We start from the raw sequence: 19,343 nt of genomic DNA on the forward strand, positions 1-19,343 counted from the left end.
TCGGTACCTTCAAACAGTCGCGTTGAACACTTTACCGGCAAAATGGCTGAGAATTCCCTCAATTAAAAGTGGCGATACTGCTGCTCAGTCTCTTCCTAAGAAACTGATTATCGACGTATCTTCCATTGCCCATTTAGATGCCAAAACTGGTATCCAGCGGGTGGTGCGCAATCTTTATCAGCAATTATTGCTTGCTCCTCCAGTTGGTTTTCAAATTGTTCCGGTAATGGCCACAAGGAGGAAGTTCTATCAAGCGGTACCTGTGAACTTTTTGCAGGAGCCCAGCCCTGCAGTTACTGACGCTACACCGATTCAAATCCATGTTGGTGATATTTTCTTGGGACTCGATCTTTCCGCGCACATTATTCCGCACCACCTTCCCGCATTGTGTGATTGGAAAAAGCAGGGACTGCGCATGACTTTTGTCATTTATGATTTATTACCAGTGCTGCAACCACAATGGTTCAATGACCGGGTCAGCAAGAACTTTAAAAAGTGGTTGAATGCGCTGGCTATATTGGCTGATAACACTGTTGCCATATCGCGAAGTGTTCAAAGTGACTTTGACGTATGGATGCACGATGTTTGTAGGTTGGGGGAAACTGATTTGCCTTGTGCTGCCATGCAGCTGGGTGCCGAATTGAACACTGATGACGGAACGACAACGGATGCGCTCGGCTTTCTTCCAGCGAAGCTGGCTTCGCAGAAATTCATTCTGATGGTAGGAACCTTGGAACCCCGAAAAGGACATGCAGATGTAATCGATGCCTTTGAAACTTTATGGGGAAAATGCGAACAAATTGATTTAGTCATTGTTGGTAAGCAGGGTTGGAAAGTTGAGCAACTGATAGAGCGACTTCATAGTCATTCAGAAGCCGGGAAGCGGCTGCATTGGCTGAACAATGCCAATGATGATGTGCTGCGATCGTTGTATCAGGGTTGTAAGGGCGTGATTGTTGCCTCTAAGGGGGAAGGATTTGGGTTGCCGCTGATTGAAGCCGCGTATTTTAATAAGCCGGTTTTGGCGCGTGATATACCTGTATTCAGGGAGATTTCTGGAAGTAATGTTAGTTTTTTTAATGGAATGGAATCAAACGATCTGGTTGAATTGCTTTCGGGTTGGTTGCGCAATCTTGATGCCGAATCCAGCGCCGTAAATAACACCAGTTGGATTAGCTGGCGTGAATCTTGCTGGCAATTGAATCAGTTATTGCGGCAATTCTATGATTATGAAAAGGATCCTGTGGACATGGTTTTTGATGACAACCAAACTGAAACAGCTTTGAGTAAAGGTCAAGTATGACAGCAATAACCTCATATGCCCAAAATTTTGAAGATGTCATGCTGTGGCGTGCATTGGGCCATATCCAAAATGGTCGTTATATTGATATAGGTGCTCAAGACCCTGTTGTAGATTCTGTGAGTCTGGCTTTTCATGAGCATGGCTGGAAGGGAATACATGTAGAGCCGACACCTCGTTATGCGGAAGTGTTGAGACTGCAGCGACCTGGCGATGAAATAATTCAGGCAGCTATCAGCACTGAGCCAGGTGTAATTCGATTTTTTGAAATTCTTGAAACTGGAATTTCAACTGGTGACCCGGTCATAGCGCAACAGCATCGCGAACGTGGCTTTGATGTACGTGAAATTTCTGTCGTTAGCCTTACCCTTAATGCTATTTTTAATTTTAACAAAGAGGTCGAATTTCACTGGCTAAAAATCGACGTAGAAGGTTTTGAAGAACAAGTTTTGACCAGTTGGGCGCCATCTACCGTACGCCCATGGGTAGTGGTGGTTGAAAGCACATTGCCATTAACACAGATTGATACTCATGAAGATTGGGAGCGAATCCTTCTTGGGTATGGCTACACCTCTGTTTATTTTGATGGTTTAAATCGCTATTATGTTTCGGAGGCACACCCGGAATTGCAGGATTCATTTTTGTCGCCACCGAATGTTTTTGATGGTTTTAGTCTGAATGGAACGGCCAGTAATCAGTTTCATCAACGAATTGTCTCTCGCCACAATGAGCATATCAATAACCTTGCTGCAGAGAGCAATTTGCGAGCCTTGGCCGATAAGAGCGAGATAGGGCGGCTTAACCAAACCTTGTCGGAATTAAATCAGGAACATGCTTCGCAAAAGCATGCCTTGGAATTGAGTCAGATTGAAACAATTAATAAGTTACAAACTCTTAGGGCCGATCATGACCGGTTAAATAATGAACGCATAATCAAATTGAGCCAAGAATTATGTGACTTGCATATTGATCTTTCAGCACGTGAAAAAATTCGCGCCGATAGAGTAGAAAATCAAAAGCATGAACTTGTTAGCATGTTGCAATCGCAGGTGGAAAGAGAACAGGAAGTTGCTGAACAAATTCTCACTATTCAACAGCAATCTTATTCAGTGCATCAAGAGAATCTACGAAGCATTGAACGGGTTCATACCGATCGTGATCGGCTCAACGAAGAGCGTATCAAGAGTTTGAGTCAGACTCTGCATGACTTGCAAGGTGACTATCTCCAACGCGAGCAAAATCGGGTTAGCAATGAAGAAGCGCAAAAGCAGGAATTTGTCAGATTACTGCAATCCCAGGCGCAACGAGAGCAGGAATTTGCTGAGAAGATTTTGGCCATGCAGCAGCAAGCTGAATTCGAAAAGGCAGCGCTGTTACAACATCACATTGATCAGTCCAAAGTTCTGCGGCTTGAGCTTGAGAGTTGCCTGAGTAGCCAAATTTCACGAGAACAGGAATTTGCTGGACAGTTGCAGGTCGTTTTGCAGAAAGCGAAACAAGAGCTGGCAGAACAGACACAAGCTCATAAAGAGCAAGTCCGTGCAATGCAGGTTGAGCAACGAGCACGTGAGCAAGAAGTTGCAATACACTTGGAATATATTGAGCAAAAAGTAGTTGAAGATAGGGCTGTACTGGTTCTGGATTACAATGAAAAATTGCAAATATTGCAAGATAATTCCGACGTGCGTGAGAAAATCTCCAATCAAAAATTTGAAACGATACAAAATGAGCGCGTACACTTTGAACAAGCTATGGTCGATTTGGAGAGGCAGCTCTCGATAGCACGTCAAATAGAATTATCGTTGAATGAAGATGTTAGCCAGCAGAGTGGGTTAGTTGCACTTTGCGTCGGTGAAATTGAGAAGATGAAGCAGACCTTTTCTTGGCGGTTCACCGCACCTCTACGGTGGATTCGATCATCCAATTCAAATTTCGTTGCGCCCGCATCGAGGTCATCATCGTTGGTAAATGTAGAACTTGTTTGTAAAGATTTTTATATCGCCAAGAAACTAGAATCGATTAGATCGCATAACGAGAGTGAAGGAAATTTTAAAATGCCAATGAGTTCTCAAACCTCATTTAAGACCAATCCAGACAACATATACCATGTGTGTAATTTCGATCGTTTTTACGATTCTGAATTTATCAGCGCAGCTTATTTGGCAATTTTGAAGAGATCCCCTGATGATGAGGGGGGGAGTTATTACCTCAAACGTCTTCGAAGTGGCATAAGCAAGGAAAATATCTTGGTTCAAATTATGAAATCGCCTGAGGCTAAGCAGAATGACATTCGCATCCAGGGACTTAAGGTGTATGCAATTATGAATAATATTTTAAATATTCCATTTTTGGGAACATTGGCTGCCGTGTTGATGTTTTCATTGACTGTCAAATCCCACATGAAAAATTTGCGTGCATTTGAAAATTATGTGTATCGAATTAATCAAAGTATAGGTTCACACTCAAAAAATAAGGACGAGGCTAATTAATGAATATCCTGACTTTGAGTACCTATCCGTTCGATATTCCGCGGCATGGCGGACAACATCGGCTTCTTAATATCGCTCGTCTGCTGATCGAAGCAGGCCATAATGTGCGATCGGCTGGAGTGTTAGGCAGTGAATCCTATCCACTAACCCCTAATTTTGTGAGTTACCCAGGGTTTGCCGCCTTAACTGAATTCATCGAGAATCCATTCTTGATGGATGATTGGGCCATTGGCAAATTGTTTGCTTCGAATGACAAATATTTCACCCAACTGGCTGATTTAATCGATATTGTGCCAGACGTAATTCATGTTGAACAACCATGGCTTTTTGAGTTTGCAATTCGCTACAGAAATGAGCGGTTAAATCAACGTGTTAAAATTTTTTACGGATCGCAGAACATCGAGCACGAACTAAAGTACGATATTTTGAAGACTTACTTGACCACTACTGTGGCTGAAGACGGTGCGAAAAAGGTGCTGGCCTGCGAATTGAACGCTTTGCAGCAGGCTGATGGGGTTTGTTGCGTATCTGAGAATGATCTTCAATGGAGTCGTGATAAAACAAAAGGTTTAGTTGTCCTCGCCCAGAACGGCGTAAGGGAAACTCCGGTTGCGTTAAATGGCATTAAAGAGGCAAACACAATTACAGGTCAGCACAAGAATTCGCTTTACTGCGCTAGTGCCCATCCGCCAAATATCAGCGGTTTTTTCGATATATTTGGTGGTGGGGTTGGTTGCTTTGCGCCTGACGAACGTTTGGTAGTTGCCGGAGGTGCAGGATCAAATATTTCCGACGATACCAGATTCCAAAAGACTGCCGGACTCCAGAAAAATTTCATTTCGGCCGGCGTGGTATCAGACGAATCTCTTCAGGGACTTTTGCATACTGCACACGTAATTGTTTTGCCAATTACACATGGTGGAGGAACAAATCTTAAGACCGCGGAGGCACTTTGGACAGGCAAGCATGTGGTGGCAACATCAAGCGCGATGCGCGGGTTTGAATCGTTCATAAATTCTACAGGGGTTAGAGTAGAAGACACGTCAGAGGGTTTTTGCGAAGCGATCAAGAGTGCGATGAGTGCTTTGCCTTTGCAACTCGATACAATCGAAAAGGAAAAACGGCGGATTTTGCTTTGGGAGCACACTCTATTGCCTTTAACGGAAATGATTGGAAACTATTGATGGCTAACAAAATGACGCCACTTTCGCATTATGAACCTACTATTTGGTTTAACGTTACTACTAGCGCAAACTGGACGCGCCCACCTGTTGGAATTGTTCGAGTCGAAATGGCTCTTTGCGACGAATTAAATAAAATCTACGGCGATATTCGATTCAAACGTTGCGCATGGATCGACGGACAATTTATTGAATATATTTCACCGAAGATTGGTCAAACCGAAGAAGTTGAAGTGGCTTTGGATGCAATTTTGCCTGATAGTGCTTCTTTCGATTTGGCCCGACTATTTCTTGCTAAGGCTTTAAGTCAGTTCAAAATTAAAGAAGCAGATCAGCATATTTCGCTTTCAATACCAACACAAAAAAGTTCTAAACATAAACCAGTTGCAGGAGATATCCTAATCTCTATTGGACTTGATTGGGATCAGCCTTACTCGCAACATTTTTACCAGCTCCAAAAGGAGAACGGGATTAGAGTTGTAACTTGCTGCTATGATTTGATTCCTGTTCTCTTTCCTCAATATTGTGTAGGTGAGGTAGCACGACGTTTTAAAGAGTACTTTACGCAACTGAGTTGGGGATCAGAAGCTGTGCTTTGTATTTCGGAGCAAACTAAACGAGATTACATTTCTTTGTGTTCCGAACTTGGTGCCCCAGCACGTCAGACTTGCGTAATACCGCTAGGTGACAATGTTCCGAGTGAATTAGGCGCTATTTCAAAGCAAGTTTTGGATATCGTAGAGGAGCCTTACATCCTTTTCGTTTCAACGATAGAACGCAGAAAAAATCACGAGGTTCTTTATCGGGCTTACCATCTTCTAGCAAAAGCTGGGCACTACAAAATTTTACCCAAATTAGTGTTTGTAGGAATGCCGGGTTGGGGTGTTGGAGATTTACTGAAGGACATAGAACTTGATCCGTTAACGCATGGGTTTATTTTGCAACTTAATCATGTGAACGATGCTGAGTTGAATCAACTTTATAAGAGGGCATTGTTTTGCGTGTACCCTTCGCTTTACGAAGGATGGGGATTGCCCGTCGGAGAGGCGCTAGCGCTCGGTAAAGTTGTGATTTCTTCTAACTATGGTTCCCTTCCAGAAGTTGGTGGTGACCTTGTTAAATACGTTGATCCATGGAATCCACAGGCATGGGCAGATGCAATTCTTAATTTACTTGAAAATCCGTTATTGATTTCTGAAATTGAATTGGGCGTTAAGCAAAAATATCTAGTCCGTAAGTGGAGTCAAACCGCAAAAGTGGTATCCAATTTAATCGATGAATTAGTAGCGAATCCTAAAAAGGAATGGCTGTGGTTACCCGGTTACGATATGAGTACCCAGGCAGGGATTCACGTTGGTGGCAGTATCGTAGCATCAGGGGAGCACGGCTTTTTGTTGTATGGCCCACACCGAGCACTTCCGAAAGGCAGCTATGATGTTTCAATTTTTGGACAAACGGGACATGGTAACGGTGACGGTACTGTACTGGATGTAGTCGCTGAACATGGTGGCTGCGTTCTTGGTGAAAGTTTAATTACGACGCTAGGTGATAGTGGTTGCCTCGCTACCATACGGATAAATGTTGAGTCGGATTATGATGACTTAGAAGTGCGCGTAAGGGGTAACAATTTACTCGGAATGACTATTACATTGGTCAAGATTAATCGAGTATAGATACGATTGCTTTTGAAACATTGTTACGGACAATTTCAAGATTCTGTGATTAATTTGTGCAATTTCGCTCGAGAGCATTATTTGTAGGTTCAGAAGCAATGTCAGGCAGTGCTACGTTTGTTCGGTTTAAACTTGAATGAGTGCGTTTTTTCCTATCGACTATTTAGAACTAATTTGGGATCCAATTATTGTGCGAAAGAGTAAGCCATTTTCTGGCAGAGTTATTTTCGATCATCTTGGCAAGACTGGAGGCATGGCCGTTACGTCATGGTTGAAGGCCTCTTTAGGATCTGGCACCGTAACAGACAATCTCATGGGAACGCACTCGGATCTGATTCGTAGATATGGCGGATTGTATCCAATAATTTGCGCTCACATTAATTTTGATGTGGAATTGGATCCTAGATATCAGTATTTAACGTTATTGCGTGATCCGATTGACCGGGTTTCCTCATGGTTATTTTATGCAGACAATACCGTTCCAGATACGCTGGAACTCGCCAAGCATAAAAAAGCTGCTAGAGAATTTTTGCGAAGCGATGGCGAAGTGCTCTCGAAAGACATAGTTTCTTCTATATCCAATTATTATGTCCACCATTTCTCTCAGGTGCAAAAAATTTCTGGAATATCGATTGAAAGTGAAATTGAATGCGCAATGACAGTATTGCGAGACTATCAAATTGTTGGTCTTTATGAACAGTTGCCTCAGTTTCTCTCGGATTTGGCAACCTTGATTGGGTTACCTGCTGTTGAATCAATTGCACCAGTAAATGTCACTGCTCACCGGCTGCCGGTGGATCGCCTATCACCAGTCTTGCGACAACGAATTATTGAACTTAATCAGCAAGATTTGCTTTTATATTCGGAAGTCGTTGAATGGCGAGCCACCGTTGAACGAATTGAGAACAGTGAGCCATTTTCATTGGCAGAACAAAGTTTGGTGAAATATGAACTTAATAAAAATCGAATTCTTACAACGTTAGATGTTTCCATTATTTCTGCTGTGTTGCGTGAAGGCCTCTATGTGCAACATGGACAAGGATTGACTTTTGATGTTGATTTTTTATTGACAAAAGAAGTGGAAGACCTGGAATTAGGGATGCATATTTATGATAGTGACCGCCGATGGGCATTTGGAATTAATAGCACAATATTAAAGCAATCATTCAAACTATTGTCTTCTGGTTTGTATCGCGCTACTTATTATTTGATTGCAGATCTTCCAGCAGGAGCTTATACCGCAGGTTTTGCCATGAATGAACAAGTAGACGATGGTCAAATGCAGAAGTTAGCTTGGTACGACGTAATGTGCGATTTTCAAGTTAGTCACCTAGAAAATATGATAGGAATTGGTTATTCAAATCTACCAACGACAATTCGACTTAAACAACAACAATTGCCTGAAAGCTTTAGTTTCATGGCAGATGACAATCGTTTGCGGACACAGATCGGGTCTATTGTTGATAATTTCATTTGTAGCACAAACAGAGCCGGATATTTGATTTTTGGTCCCTACGTTGCAATAGCGGCAGGTCAATATCAAGTCAACATTTATGGCAAAGTTGGGGCGGCGGGATTGACTGGCGCACACATGGATGTTGCAATTAATAAAGGAGCAAACATAATAGTTGGAGCAGCTTTGTTGGGGCAAAATGAAGAATCAAAATTGATTTCAATTGTTTTTACCTTGAATAATTTTTGCACAGATTTAGAAATCAGGGTATGGGTTGATTCCGAATCCGACTTGTCCATTTCTTCGATTGATATACAACGTCAGAGCTGAATAAATGATTCTTTTTGAATATGCTGCCGGTCGGGTTCCAGTAAAGCGGATTTTTGAAAAAAATGGAACAGCTGTTGGTAAAATTGTAGACACCGGTAAAAACTTTAGTTGCCATAGTTATTTTAAAAATATGGGTTTTTCGGAATTAAATGGTCTTTTCTATACTGAAGTTGCGCCTGCAAATCCAACATTTATAAAAAAGTCTTTTGAAGACATATAAAAAATTAAGTATTTTTTTGATTTGTATGACGGATTTTGGTCTGCCAAATTAATTGTGTTAATTCGTTACTTGTAAAAATTTTTTTCCGGAATGTCACAGCATTTTGACGCGCTCCTTTATTCATTGATGGCGTAGGTCAGCGCAATTTTTTCGCCTTCAAAATACCCTATTTAGGTTATAAGTAAAAATGGCTAGGCGCTGTATCATACCGCTCTGTAGCAATGGCGCACAATTTTCAAAAAATTTAGCCGTCACCCAGCTGATTATTAGAAGTTTTCTGCCGAGCGGCAATCATATCTCCACGACTGTAATTTTTTTATAATGGTCGTTGGAATATTAGTTTAATCGGTGTAATGGTACGCTTGTTTGTTAGGCCGAGGTGAAGCTGAAGTGAAGGCTGATTTAATGACATAAATAATGGACCAGTACATGTAAGTAATGAACTTATTCGATGTTACCTCGCCGGTTTTGAAACCGGCATTCTTTTCTGGTCCTAACTTGCTGAAATATTCTTTAAAACTAAGCGGCGCTGAATGCCATATTCTGAATTCTGGTTATGCCGATGTGCATCTTAGATTAGCATTGGTTTGTCCATTTCCGAAATCGGCCATTTCAACTTTAGTTCAACCGATACGGCAAACATTTATACGGCAAATTCTCAGTTGTTTTACCATCATTTTTTTTTAAAGATTATTTATGATTTATCCAGTCATACTTTCCGGTGGTTCTGGAATTTCCTTATGGCCATTGTCTGATGTTGGCTTACCAAATCATTTTTTGCAATTGCCGTCGCAAAATACCCCATTTCAGGACTCAGTGCTGCGCTTAAGTGGTTTCCCAGAAATAGAGAAACCGCTGGTCGTCTGCAATAACGAACACAGGTTTTTAGTGGCCGAACAACTGCGAAAAATTGACAAGCAGCCATTGATGGAAATACTAGAGCCGGTCGGACGTAACACTGCTCCAGCAGTGGCCGTCGCCGCATTTGCAGCCCAAGAAAAGGATGGCGATGCAGTGCTGCTAGTGATACCGGCAGATCATATTATTGCTGATGTTGCTGCGTTTCATAAAGCGATTCATTGCGCGCACCTACTGGCGAAGCAAGGTCATTTAGTAGCGTTTGGTATTGAGCCAGACGCACCTTCCACCCAGTTTGATTATATCGAACGTGGCGCGGCGCTGGATGTGGATCATCCAGCTTACTCGATTGCGCGTTGCTCCGAAAAACCTGATCTGGAAGCGGCCAAGGCGTTTTTGGCGTCCGGAGATTTTTTCTGGAGCAGTGGTATGTTTGCGTTTAAGGCAGCTGTTTATTTGCACGAGCTGCAGGTCTTCCGACCGGGAATTTATCAGGCTGCCCATCATGCGTGGGAGCAAAGTATCCGTGATCTGGATTTTTGTCGCTTGGATGAGAATATTTATGGAATCTGTCCGTCCGAGTCGATCAACAATGCATTAATGAGTGATACCAAGTCTGCAGCCATGGTCACCGTAAATATTGGCTGGAACGATATTCGTTCGTGGTTCGGAGCCAGTGGTGCCATTAAAGCAGCTGGCCATGGTAATTCGGCGTGGGGTGATATGTCTGTTGATCAATCCAGTGAATCCAGTGTTTCCTCTGATTTGCATGCGGCCAAAGTAATAGATAATCTACACATACCAGCATGGGGGCTCATCACTGGTGTGGTCCGAAATGAATCCATCCTTTTAGATAAATTGGCGTTTTTTAATACGCTTAAAAGTTCAGGTGACTTAGATCAGGTGGTTTTTTCAACTTGGAAAGGGGAATTGGATAAATACGAATTAATTAAATCCGCGATTATTTCATATAAGTTCATTGTGGTGGAATCGGATGAACCGGATATTGTTTGTGCCGGTCATTATTTGCATCAAATAATAGCCATTAAAAATGGATTGGAAGCATGCCCGGATAATAGTTTTATTTTACGTGCGCGAACGGATAAAAATAATCCTGAGCATGGATTTGTTAATGAAGATATTGCTGCCTTTTTGAAAAAGCGAGATTATGTTAAGCCGTGCAAGGATGAGTTTGAAATTTTTGATCATAAAATTGGAATCATGGGCAACCACATATGGATGTCTAATAAATATCCAATATTCTTTTTTTGGAATGATAGAGTGTATTTTGGTGCAAAAAAAGATATCCAAAAGTTTTTGAATTTCAATATTCTCGCTTTCGGATATCAATCTCTAATTCCTGAACAGGCTTTATTTTCTGCGCCATTTTTGCACGACTGGCCAATTTTTTCCATTTTTTTCAATGCGGTAAGGCAAATTGCAATTGCGGGCAAATTTGTCCTTTGTAATGGAGCATTAGGTGATCATCTAATTAAATTTTTGACCGATAGCAGGTTATTTAAACGGGCCTTTTTAACGGAAAAATATTTGCTTCATAAATATTTTTTTGACATTTCTTCAGGGGCTGATTTTCAATTTAATGCAACGTTCCATAATGTTGATATGACGAGTGGACAGAGCAATCAAAGGATATTTCAGAAAATAAATGACCCGAATGTCCAATTTAGCGATTTTTCTGAGGAGATAGAAGAGTTGGCAGCAATCCTAAGGAATGAATTTTCAATACAACCCACTATTCATATGACTCATGACGTTGGGGAAATTGAACGATTTGTCTTTAATACACCCTCATCAAATATATCGATTACCAATAGGATTTAAGCATGTTAAATATCGTCATTCCAATGGCCGGCGCGGGTAGCCGCTTTGCGCAAGAAGGTTATAAAGATCCCAAGCCGTTGATTCCAATTAATGGAATTCCAATGATTAAGTTTGTAATAGATAATCTGCGTCCTTTAACACCACACCGTTTCATTTTTATTTGTCAGAGGGTACACGTCGCAGACTACAAATTGACTGACAAGCTAACCGCATGGGCGCCTGGTTGTGAGGTGCTGCAAATCGACGGTGTTACTGAAGGCGCTGCGTGCACAGTATTGACCGCAAAAAAATTTATAGACAACGATGATGAATTGATGATTGCAAACAGTGATCAATACGTTGAATTGTCTATTGATAGATATATTAAACAGATGTCTGAAGATAATTTGGATGGTTTGATTATGACGATGACAGCAGATGATCCTAAATGGTCTTTTGTCGGTCTTGATGAACAACGCTTGGTAACCACCGTTGCGGAGAAGGAAGTGATTTCTTCCGAGGCTACAGTGGGGATCTATAATTTCAAGCATGGTAGTGATTTCGTTCGATCGGCCGAGGCGTTGATTGCTAAAAATCTTCGTGTGAATGGTGAGTTCTATGTTGCACCAACTTACAATCAGCTGATCGAAGAGGGGAAACATATTGGCATCCATAACGTTGGGAGTGTTTGTGCCGGCATGTATGGACTTGGAACACCTGCTGATTTGAATCTGTTTCTGGCATTGCCAGTCTCGCAGCGTGTAACTGGGGGATCTGCATGAATGTGTTGAGTCACCGCGGTTACTGGCAAGAACTTAATGAAAAAAATAAAGAAGTTGCGTTTCAACGATCCTTCGGATTGGGTTTTGGTACAGAAACTGATATTCGCGACCGAAATGGAGAGCTGGTGATTTCTCACGATATGCCAGACGGAAATGAGATGTCATTGTCCGAATTCTTGCGTATCGTAGATAATCGCAATTTGCCGTTTGCTCTGAATATTAAGGCGGACGGCTTAATTAAACCTCTAGTCGAAGCGATGCAGACTACGAAACTAAGCAATTGGTTCGTCTTCGATATGGCGATCCCTGATATGTATGCTTATTTGAAGGCCGGTGTTCCGGTATTTACTCGAATGAGTGAAGTGGAAAAACAACCTGCCTGGATCGAACAGTCAGCAGGTGTTTGGCTCGATGCATTTTCAGAAATCTGGTATGACGCCCAAACTATTGAAGATCTGCTGCGTAGTGGAAAAAAAGTATGTGTCGTATCGCCAGAACTACATGGCCGTAGTTATGAATCACTATGGCATTTGTTGTTGCCCATTTCTAAGCATCCTGCGCTTATGCTTTGCACAGATAATCCAGAGCTTGCCCGTAATTTTTTTGGAGCCTCCCAATGATTAAAGCGGTTATATTTGATATGGACGGCGTCCTTATTGAAGCAAAAGAATGGCACTACGATGCGCTCAATCGCGCGCTGCGTTTGTTTGGTTACGAGATTAGCCGTTTCTCGCACCTCACTACCTATGACGGTTTGCCAACCAGCAAAAAACTGGCAATGCTTTCACTTGAACGTGGTTTGCCGAGTGAACTTCATTCGTTTATTAACGAAATGAAGCAGGTGTACACCATGGAAATGGTCTACGCACAATGCAAGCCCAGATTTGTGCATGAATATGCATTGTCAACGCTTAAATCGAAGGGTTATAAGCTGGGGGTAGCCTCTAATTCGATCCGAAATACCGTTGAAGTGATGATGGATAAAGCTCGATTGACCCCATATTTAGATCAAATTGTTTCAGCCAGTGATGTAACTCTCCCTAAACCTGACCCCGAAATTTATTTGACGTCTATCGCTAAGCTTGGCCTGACACCAAATGAGTGCCTGATTGTTGAGGACAACGATAATGGCATTAAAGCTGCAATGGCTTCGGGGGCGCATGTGTTGGTCGTTAAAGATGTTAATGAAGTTAACCTCGAAAATATTCTGAAGCGGATTAAACAAATTGAAGGAGCGAATTGAGTGATTAATATTCTTATACTTGCAGCAGGACATACGCCCTTTGACTCTCAAGATGGAAGCTACCCACTTTGTCTTACTGAGTTCGACGGTGTGCCGCTCATTGAAAAACTAATACAGAGTTGCAGCACGATTCAGGATCCTAATTTTGTAATAGCTCTCCGCGAACAGGATATTCGTCGCTATCACCTTGACAATATTATTGAATTACTTTTGCCAAATGCAAAAATAATTCGGGTCCCTGAAAACACGAGTGGTGCTGCCTGTACTGCGCTGCTTGCCACCACCTATATCGACAATGATGATGAGTTATTGATACTGAATGGGAACGAAATTCTTGACATTGATTTTCCTAATGTTTTGAACGACTTTCATACGCGCAAGCTCGATGCTGGCGTGGTTACTTTTCCATCCGTTCATCCGCGTTACTCGTACGTTCGTTTGGATTCAACCGGCCTTGTTGTGGAAGCGGCTGAAAAAAATCCTATCAGTAGGCTCGCAACTGTTGGGTTTTATTGGTTTGTTCGAGGCAAAGACTTTATTCGTTCCGTACAAATGATGATTCGGAAAGATGCATCGGTAAATTCATTGTTCTATATATGCCCGGCACTAAATGAGTTGGTGCTTGAACAAGCAAGAATTGGCAACTTCGCTATTGAAGCCAACCAATATCATCCTTTAAAAACTGAGCGTCAGTTGATTCAATTTGAAACCCTAACTGATCATGCGAGGTCATCATGAATCATGCAAATCTTAAGGACATGGTGAAAGGATGGTTCGTAGGTGGATTTAATCCTACGGCGTTTTCCACTGAAGCCTGTGAAGTAGCGGTTAAGAGCTACAAGGCCGGTGAAAAGGAATCAGCGCATTATCATAAGGTGGCCACAGAAATTACGCTCATCTTGTCGGGTCGTGTTCGAATGGGAAATAATGAGTGGAGTGAGGGTGATATTGTTGTTCTTGATCCTGGCGATGTTACAGATTTTGAGGCGATTACAGATGCCGTGAATGTTGTTGTAAAAACGCCAGGCGCGCTTAATGATAAATACAATGTCGAAATTGAACTTTAGATGTTTTGGATTTGCATACGGTATATTCCTTTGCTGGATCGAATGACTCACAGTGAGTGTGCTGAATAATTCGAAGAATATCATTTCAAAACTGTCGATGATTGATTTTTTATATTCTTTTAGATGAAAAAAATTTATATTTTCGATGCTAGTGATACCCATAAATTTTTAGAAATGGTTGTAATACATTGAAAAAAATATATATCAAAGAATTGATGAAGTCCAGTGGGGTTAGTTTCGGTATCAGTGGTACACGTGGTTTGGTTGAACACATGACTAATGACGTGTGTGCCGCCTATGCTGCCGCATTCATACTAATCATGCTACGTTCATTTCAATTTAATCGCATCGCGTTAGATATGGATTTACGTCCAAACAGTCCAGGTATTGCCGAAGCCTGTGCGCAGGCGATTCAAGCCGCCGGTATGCAAGTAGATTTTTGTGGCGCATTACCTACGCCAGCGTTAGCATTGCACGCACAGTCCGAACAGATTCCGGCCATTATGGTGACCGGTAGTCATATTCCTTTTGATCGCAATGGGATCAAGTTTTATCGACCTGATGGCGAAATAAGCAAAGCGGATGAATTGGCAATTCAGGCCATGGAAATTGAGTTGCATGAACTAGACACACCAGCACCTTTGGCCAATATAAATACTCTTGCTGTAACTGCTTATGAACAGCGCTACATTCAATTTTTTCCTGACGGCATGCTATCCGGTAAACGTTTAGGTCTGTCTGAACATTCCAGTGTGGCCAGAGATTCTTTCAAGCGAATTTTGGAAGCGTTGGGGGCACAGGTAGTTAGCCTCGGTCGTGCCGAAATATTTGTTCCTATTAACACTGAGGCCGTTTCTACAGAGGACGTAGCTCGCGGCCATGCGTGGTCCGCCGAGTACAATTTTGATGCGATCATCTCCACCGACGGAGATGGCGATCGGCCTTTAATCAGTGAAGAACAGGGTAACTGGCTGCGTGGTGATATTGTAGGTCTGGTTTGTGCACGTTATCTGGGTATCCAGGCATTGGTCTTGCCGGTCAGCTGTAACACTGCAATAGAAAAAGTAATTATTTTGAAACTGTTGTGCGCACAAAAATCGGTTCGACTTATGTGATTGCGGGTATGCAGCAATTAGTAGAGGAATCAAAATCTGTTGCCGGCTTTGAGGCTAACGGGGCGGGCTGGGATCTGGAATTGTCCTCAACAGACGTGAATTGGCACCACTGCCAACTCGGGATGCCGTACTGCCTGCTTTGGCTGTATTGGCTGCAGCCAGTAGTGCGGAGCTATCGGTTTCGGCCGTTATCAAAGCACTGCCGTCACGCTTTACCGCTAGTGATCGATTGCAAAACTTTCCAGTGGAAACCAGCAAAAGTTTGTTGCAGGCTTGGAGAAATGATCCAGTACTTTTGAGTACGTTTATCGGTGATGAATATGGATTGCCTGTGCATTTGGATAATACTGATGGCTTAAGGATAACTTTTGATAATCAAAATGTCATTCATTTACGACCCTCAGGGAACGCACCAGAGCTGCGTTGTTATTCTGAGTCCACTTCAACAGATGCTGCAGAAAATATTACCAGATCAATATTAGGAGGGATTGCCCACAGAGACAATCAAACTTAACGTAATTCAAAACGAACTAACTAACATTATTAATCTATCGAATCATTATTCTTAATTTTCAGTAAGGGAAATAAAATTGACTAAAACAGCACTCATCACGGGAATCACCGGTCAAGACGGCGCTTACCTCACAGAATTACTTCTCGAAAAAGGCTACACTGTCTACGGTACTTTCCGCCGTACAAGCTCCTCCAATTTCTGGCGGCTCCAAGATCTCGGGGTACAAACACATCCTAATTTACACCTTGTTGAATACGATCTGACAGATTTGGGTTCGAGCATTCGTTTGTTGGAATCAACCGGCGCTACCGAAGTTTATAATCTGGCTGCTCAAAGTTTTGTCGGTGTGTCGTTTGATCAGCCGATCACTACGGGTCATATTACCGGTCTGGGTCCAGTTCATCTGCTCGAGGCAATTCGTATCGTTAATCCAAAAATTCGTTTTTACCAAGCGAGTACGTCCGAAATGTTTGGTAAAGTACAGGCTATTCCACAAATTGAGAGCACGCCATTCTATCCACGTAGTCCCTACGGCGTTGCTAAGTTATACGCTCACTGGATGACTATCAACTACCGTGAAAGTTATGATATTTTTGGTTCGAGCGGCATTCTGTTCAATCATGAATCACCATTGCGCGGCCTTGAATTTGTCACCCGTAAGATCACTGATGGTATGGCTAAAATCAAGCTAGGTAAAAGCGAAGTGCTCGAACTGGGCAACATGGATGCCAAGCGTGACTGGGGCTTTGCCAAGGAATATGTGGAAGGTATGTGGCGTATGTTGCAGGCAGACAAACCAGATACATATGTACTGGCTACCAATCGAACAGAAACAGTGCGTGACTTTGTCACCATGGCAGCCAAGGCCGCCGGCTTTGACCTAGAATGGAAAGGCAATGCTGAAAATGAAGTTGCTGTTGACAGTGCTAGTGGCAAAACACTGGTGCGAGTAAATCCAAAGTTTTATCGTCCTGCAGAAGTTGAACTGCTCATCGGTAGTGCGGAAAAAGCTAGAACCGAACTGGGCTGGGAACCTAAAACAACATTGGAAGAGCTATGTGCAATGATGGTAGTAGCAGATATTCGTCGTAACGAAAACGGCAACGGATTCTAACGTGGCCACCGCGCTTATTACTGGCATTAACGGTTTCACAGGGCATTATATGGCGCAGACTTTGCGCCAAGCGGGCTATGCGGTCACAGGCTTAAGCCATGAGCCAGCGGAGGGTGTGCTGGCGTGTGACTTATTGGATCGTGCCGGATTGGTGGAAGCTTTAGCCCAGGTTAAACCGGATGTTGTCGTGCATCTGGCTGCTATTGCCTTTGTTGCGCACGGCGATGTGGAAGCTATTTACCGTACCAATGTAGTTGGTACGCGTAACTTGCTCGAGGCCGTTTCTAAAAGTGGCTGCACACCGCGCTCTGTGTTGCTGGCAAGCAGCGCTAATATTTATGGCAACGCCATCGTAGGGCCGATAGATGAAACTGTTCCTGCTGCTCCAGCCAATGACTATGCTGTAAGCAAACTGGCGATGGAATATATGGCGAGTCTGTGGAACGATCAGTTACCGATTACTATGGTTCGTCCATTTAATTATACGGGGGCTGGACAAACATTAAACTTTTTGTTGCCTAAGATCGTAGACCATTTCCGTCGGCGTGCTGCTGTGCTGGAGTTGGGCAATCTTGATGTGGTGCGTGATTTTTCAGATGTGCGTACTGTCGTTAACAGTTATCGCTTGTTACTCGAAGCAGGGCGATCAGGTGAAGTATTCAATATCTGTTCCGGCAAAGGACATTCGCTGCTGGAAGTAATACAAATGATGCGCGAACTGACCAGTCATAATCCTGAAATAAAAGTGAATCCGGCCTTTGTGCGTACCAATGAAGTACACCGGTTGGTTGGAAGCAGGGCGCGGCTCGAGGCTGCTATTGGTGACGTGTCTGACATTCCATTGCGTGAAACACTAAAATGGATGTTGGAGGAACCAGTTTGAAGTTAATACTTGCAGTAGATGCGCTTACACCACCACTGTCTGGCATAGGTCGCTATGCGTGGGAACTGACCAGCCGTATGGCGCAGTTGCCTGAAATAGAGCAGGTACGTTACTACCGTAATGGACAGTGGATAATTGAGCCAACCGATTTATTGGCTGGCAGTCAGATCCGCTTTAAAAAGCCACTGTTTAAATTACCTAAATGGTCAGCGGATTGGTGTTGGAGGCAAACCTGTAAAGGTGAGGTGTTTCATTCACCGAATTATTTCTTGCCGAACTATGCAGATAAGGCCGTGGCTACCGTGCATGATCTGTCGGTTTTTAAATTTCCAGAGACACATCCGATTGAGCGTATCCGGCAATTTGAAAAGTTGTTTCATGAGACCTTGCAGATTGCAACGCATTTGTTAACTGATTCAGAAGTTACCCGTCAGGAGGTTATTCAGTATTTTTCCTGGCCGGCGGAGCGCATAACTGCAGTGCATTTGGGCGTCTCTCCACTTTTCTGTCCTTGTACACCAGACGAACTGAAACCCGTGTTGCAGAACTATGGGTTAAAACCTGGCGGCTATTCGTTGTGCGTTTCTACCATTGAACCTCGCAAGCGGATAGATAAACTTTTGGCTGCGTATAGTCGCTTGCCTGCCAAGATTCTTGCGCAATTCCCTTTGGTTTTGGTGGGTGGGAAGGGTTGGCAAAGCGAACATATCCATGCGTTGATTGAGTCAGCTCAAAAGGCCGGGTGGCTGCATTATTTGGGATACGTACCTGAAGCGGATCTACCGGCGATTTACGCTGGAGCGCATCTGTTTGCATATCCATCGATTTATGAGGGTTTTGGTCTGCCGGTTGCAGAAGCAATGGCCTGTGGTGTTCCAGTCATTACCTCTAATCAATCTACTTTGCCTGAAGTTTCAGCAGGGGCGACGATGCTTGTTGACCCCGATAACTCGGATGATTTCTGCAGTGCTCTCGAAATAGCTCTTATTGATTTAAGTTGGCGTGACTCTGCTGTAAAAAAAGGATTGCAGGTGGCTAAAAAATATAATTGGGATACCTGTGTAAGGAATACCTTAGATGTCTATTTAAAGATTTAATACGCCATTTATTTTTTAATAAATTAGCCACTTATTTCGTTCGTTACAGGCTAAATTTAGGATGGTGTAAAGTTGCAGTTTTTAGAAAATATCAATTAAAGATGGCTCGTCGAATGCAAGGGTCAACGCTTCCAACCGTCCAAAAGAAAGATTTTGTGTTGGACGTGCGGCGACAGAAAATTTTTTAATGCGGCTATTTATGT

The 19,343-nt window shown here is 42.9% G+C and carries 17 protein-coding genes; all 17 read left to right on the forward strand.

The features are described 5' to 3' along the window. Positions 1–22 precede the first annotated feature (22 nt). Positions 23–1,303 (forward strand): glycosyltransferase family 4 protein, encoded by a 1,281-nt coding sequence (locus AAKU64_RS17105; protein ID WP_354362519.1) that lies wholly within the window; start codon positions 23–25, stop codon positions 1,301–1,303. Beyond that, positions 1,300–3,789: an FkbM family methyltransferase gene (locus tag AAKU64_RS17110; RefSeq protein ID WP_354362520.1), complete on the forward strand. Its 2,490-nt coding sequence runs from the start codon at positions 1,300–1,302 to the stop codon at positions 3,787–3,789. Before AAKU64_RS17105 ends, AAKU64_RS17110 begins: the two co-directional genes overlap by 4 nt. Then, on the forward strand, positions 3,789–4,973 hold the full coding sequence (locus tag AAKU64_RS17115; protein ID WP_354362521.1) for a glycosyltransferase: 1,185 nt from the start codon (positions 3,789–3,791) through the stop codon (positions 4,971–4,973). The genes AAKU64_RS17110 and AAKU64_RS17115 overlap by 1 nt, the downstream gene beginning before the upstream one ends. Beyond that, positions 4,973–6,643: a glycosyltransferase family 4 protein gene (locus tag AAKU64_RS17120; protein ID WP_354362522.1), complete on the forward strand. Its 1,671-nt coding sequence runs from the start codon at positions 4,973–4,975 to the stop codon at positions 6,641–6,643. Before AAKU64_RS17115 ends, AAKU64_RS17120 begins: the two co-directional genes overlap by 1 nt. Positions 6,644–6,779: 136 nt before the next feature. Continuing rightward, positions 6,780–8,426 (forward strand): Wzt carbohydrate-binding domain-containing protein, encoded by a 1,647-nt coding sequence (locus tag AAKU64_RS17125; protein WP_354362523.1) that lies wholly within the window; start codon positions 6,780–6,782, stop codon positions 8,424–8,426. Between the two features lie 4 nt (positions 8,427–8,430). Continuing rightward, positions 8,431–8,646 (forward strand): hypothetical protein, encoded by a 216-nt coding sequence (locus AAKU64_RS17130; protein WP_354362524.1) that lies wholly within the window; start codon positions 8,431–8,433, stop codon positions 8,644–8,646. Between the two features lie 696 nt (positions 8,647–9,342). Next, positions 9,343–11,346, forward strand: coding sequence for a mannose-1-phosphate guanylyltransferase (locus tag AAKU64_RS17135; protein ID WP_354362525.1), 2,004 nt, complete (start codon positions 9,343–9,345; stop codon positions 11,344–11,346). Positions 11,347–11,348: 2 nt separating this feature from the next. Continuing rightward, a complete protein-coding gene (locus AAKU64_RS17140) occupies positions 11,349–12,107 on the forward strand; it encodes a glycosyltransferase family 2 protein (RefSeq protein WP_354362526.1) in 759 nt (252 codons plus the stop codon). Continuing rightward, positions 12,104–12,727, forward strand: a complete 624-nt coding sequence (locus AAKU64_RS17145; RefSeq protein WP_354362527.1) for a PI-PLC domain-containing protein — start codon at positions 12,104–12,106, stop codon at positions 12,725–12,727. Before AAKU64_RS17140 ends, AAKU64_RS17145 begins: the two co-directional genes overlap by 4 nt. Continuing rightward, positions 12,724–13,350, forward strand: a complete 627-nt coding sequence (locus tag AAKU64_RS17150; RefSeq protein WP_354362528.1) for an HAD family hydrolase — start codon at positions 12,724–12,726, stop codon at positions 13,348–13,350. The genes AAKU64_RS17145 and AAKU64_RS17150 overlap by 4 nt, the downstream gene beginning before the upstream one ends. Next, the gene (locus tag AAKU64_RS17155) at positions 13,351–14,088 is read left to right on the forward strand and encodes a glycosyltransferase family 2 protein (RefSeq protein WP_354362529.1); all 738 of its coding nucleotides are present in this window, start codon (positions 13,351–13,353) and stop codon (positions 14,086–14,088) included. After that, positions 14,085–14,417 carry a cupin domain-containing protein gene (locus AAKU64_RS17160; RefSeq protein WP_354362530.1) on the forward strand — a complete coding sequence of 111 codons (333 nt, stop codon included), beginning with the start codon at positions 14,085–14,087 and terminating at the stop codon, positions 14,415–14,417. The genes AAKU64_RS17155 and AAKU64_RS17160 overlap by 4 nt, the downstream gene beginning before the upstream one ends. A gap of 188 nt (positions 14,418–14,605) precedes the next feature. After that, positions 14,606–15,532: a phosphohexomutase domain-containing protein gene (locus tag AAKU64_RS17165; RefSeq protein WP_354362531.1), complete on the forward strand. Its 927-nt coding sequence runs from the start codon at positions 14,606–14,608 to the stop codon at positions 15,530–15,532. A gap of 139 nt (positions 15,533–15,671) precedes the next feature. Next, entirely contained in the window at positions 15,672–16,046 is a 375-nt protein-coding gene (locus AAKU64_RS17170; RefSeq protein WP_354362532.1) for a phosphohexomutase domain-containing protein, read from the forward strand. A gap of 76 nt (positions 16,047–16,122) precedes the next feature. Next, on the forward strand, positions 16,123–17,160 hold the full coding sequence (gene gmd, locus AAKU64_RS17175) for a GDP-mannose 4,6-dehydratase (RefSeq protein WP_354362533.1): 1,038 nt from the start codon (positions 16,123–16,125) through the stop codon (positions 17,158–17,160). 1 nt (position 17,161) lies between these two features. Beyond that, positions 17,162–18,043, forward strand: a complete 882-nt coding sequence (locus AAKU64_RS17180; protein ID WP_354362534.1) for an NAD-dependent epimerase/dehydratase family protein — start codon at positions 17,162–17,164, stop codon at positions 18,041–18,043. Beyond that, a complete protein-coding gene (locus AAKU64_RS17185; RefSeq protein WP_354362535.1) occupies positions 18,040–19,140 on the forward strand; it encodes a glycosyltransferase family 4 protein in 1,101 nt (366 codons plus the stop codon). Before AAKU64_RS17180 ends, AAKU64_RS17185 begins: the two co-directional genes overlap by 4 nt. The last annotated feature ends 203 nt before the right edge of the window (positions 19,141–19,343 follow it).

The organism is Undibacterium sp. GrIS 1.8 (assembly GCF_040544445.1).
In the GTDB taxonomy this organism is placed as follows: Bacteria; Pseudomonadota; Gammaproteobacteria; order Burkholderiales; family Burkholderiaceae_D; genus Undibacterium.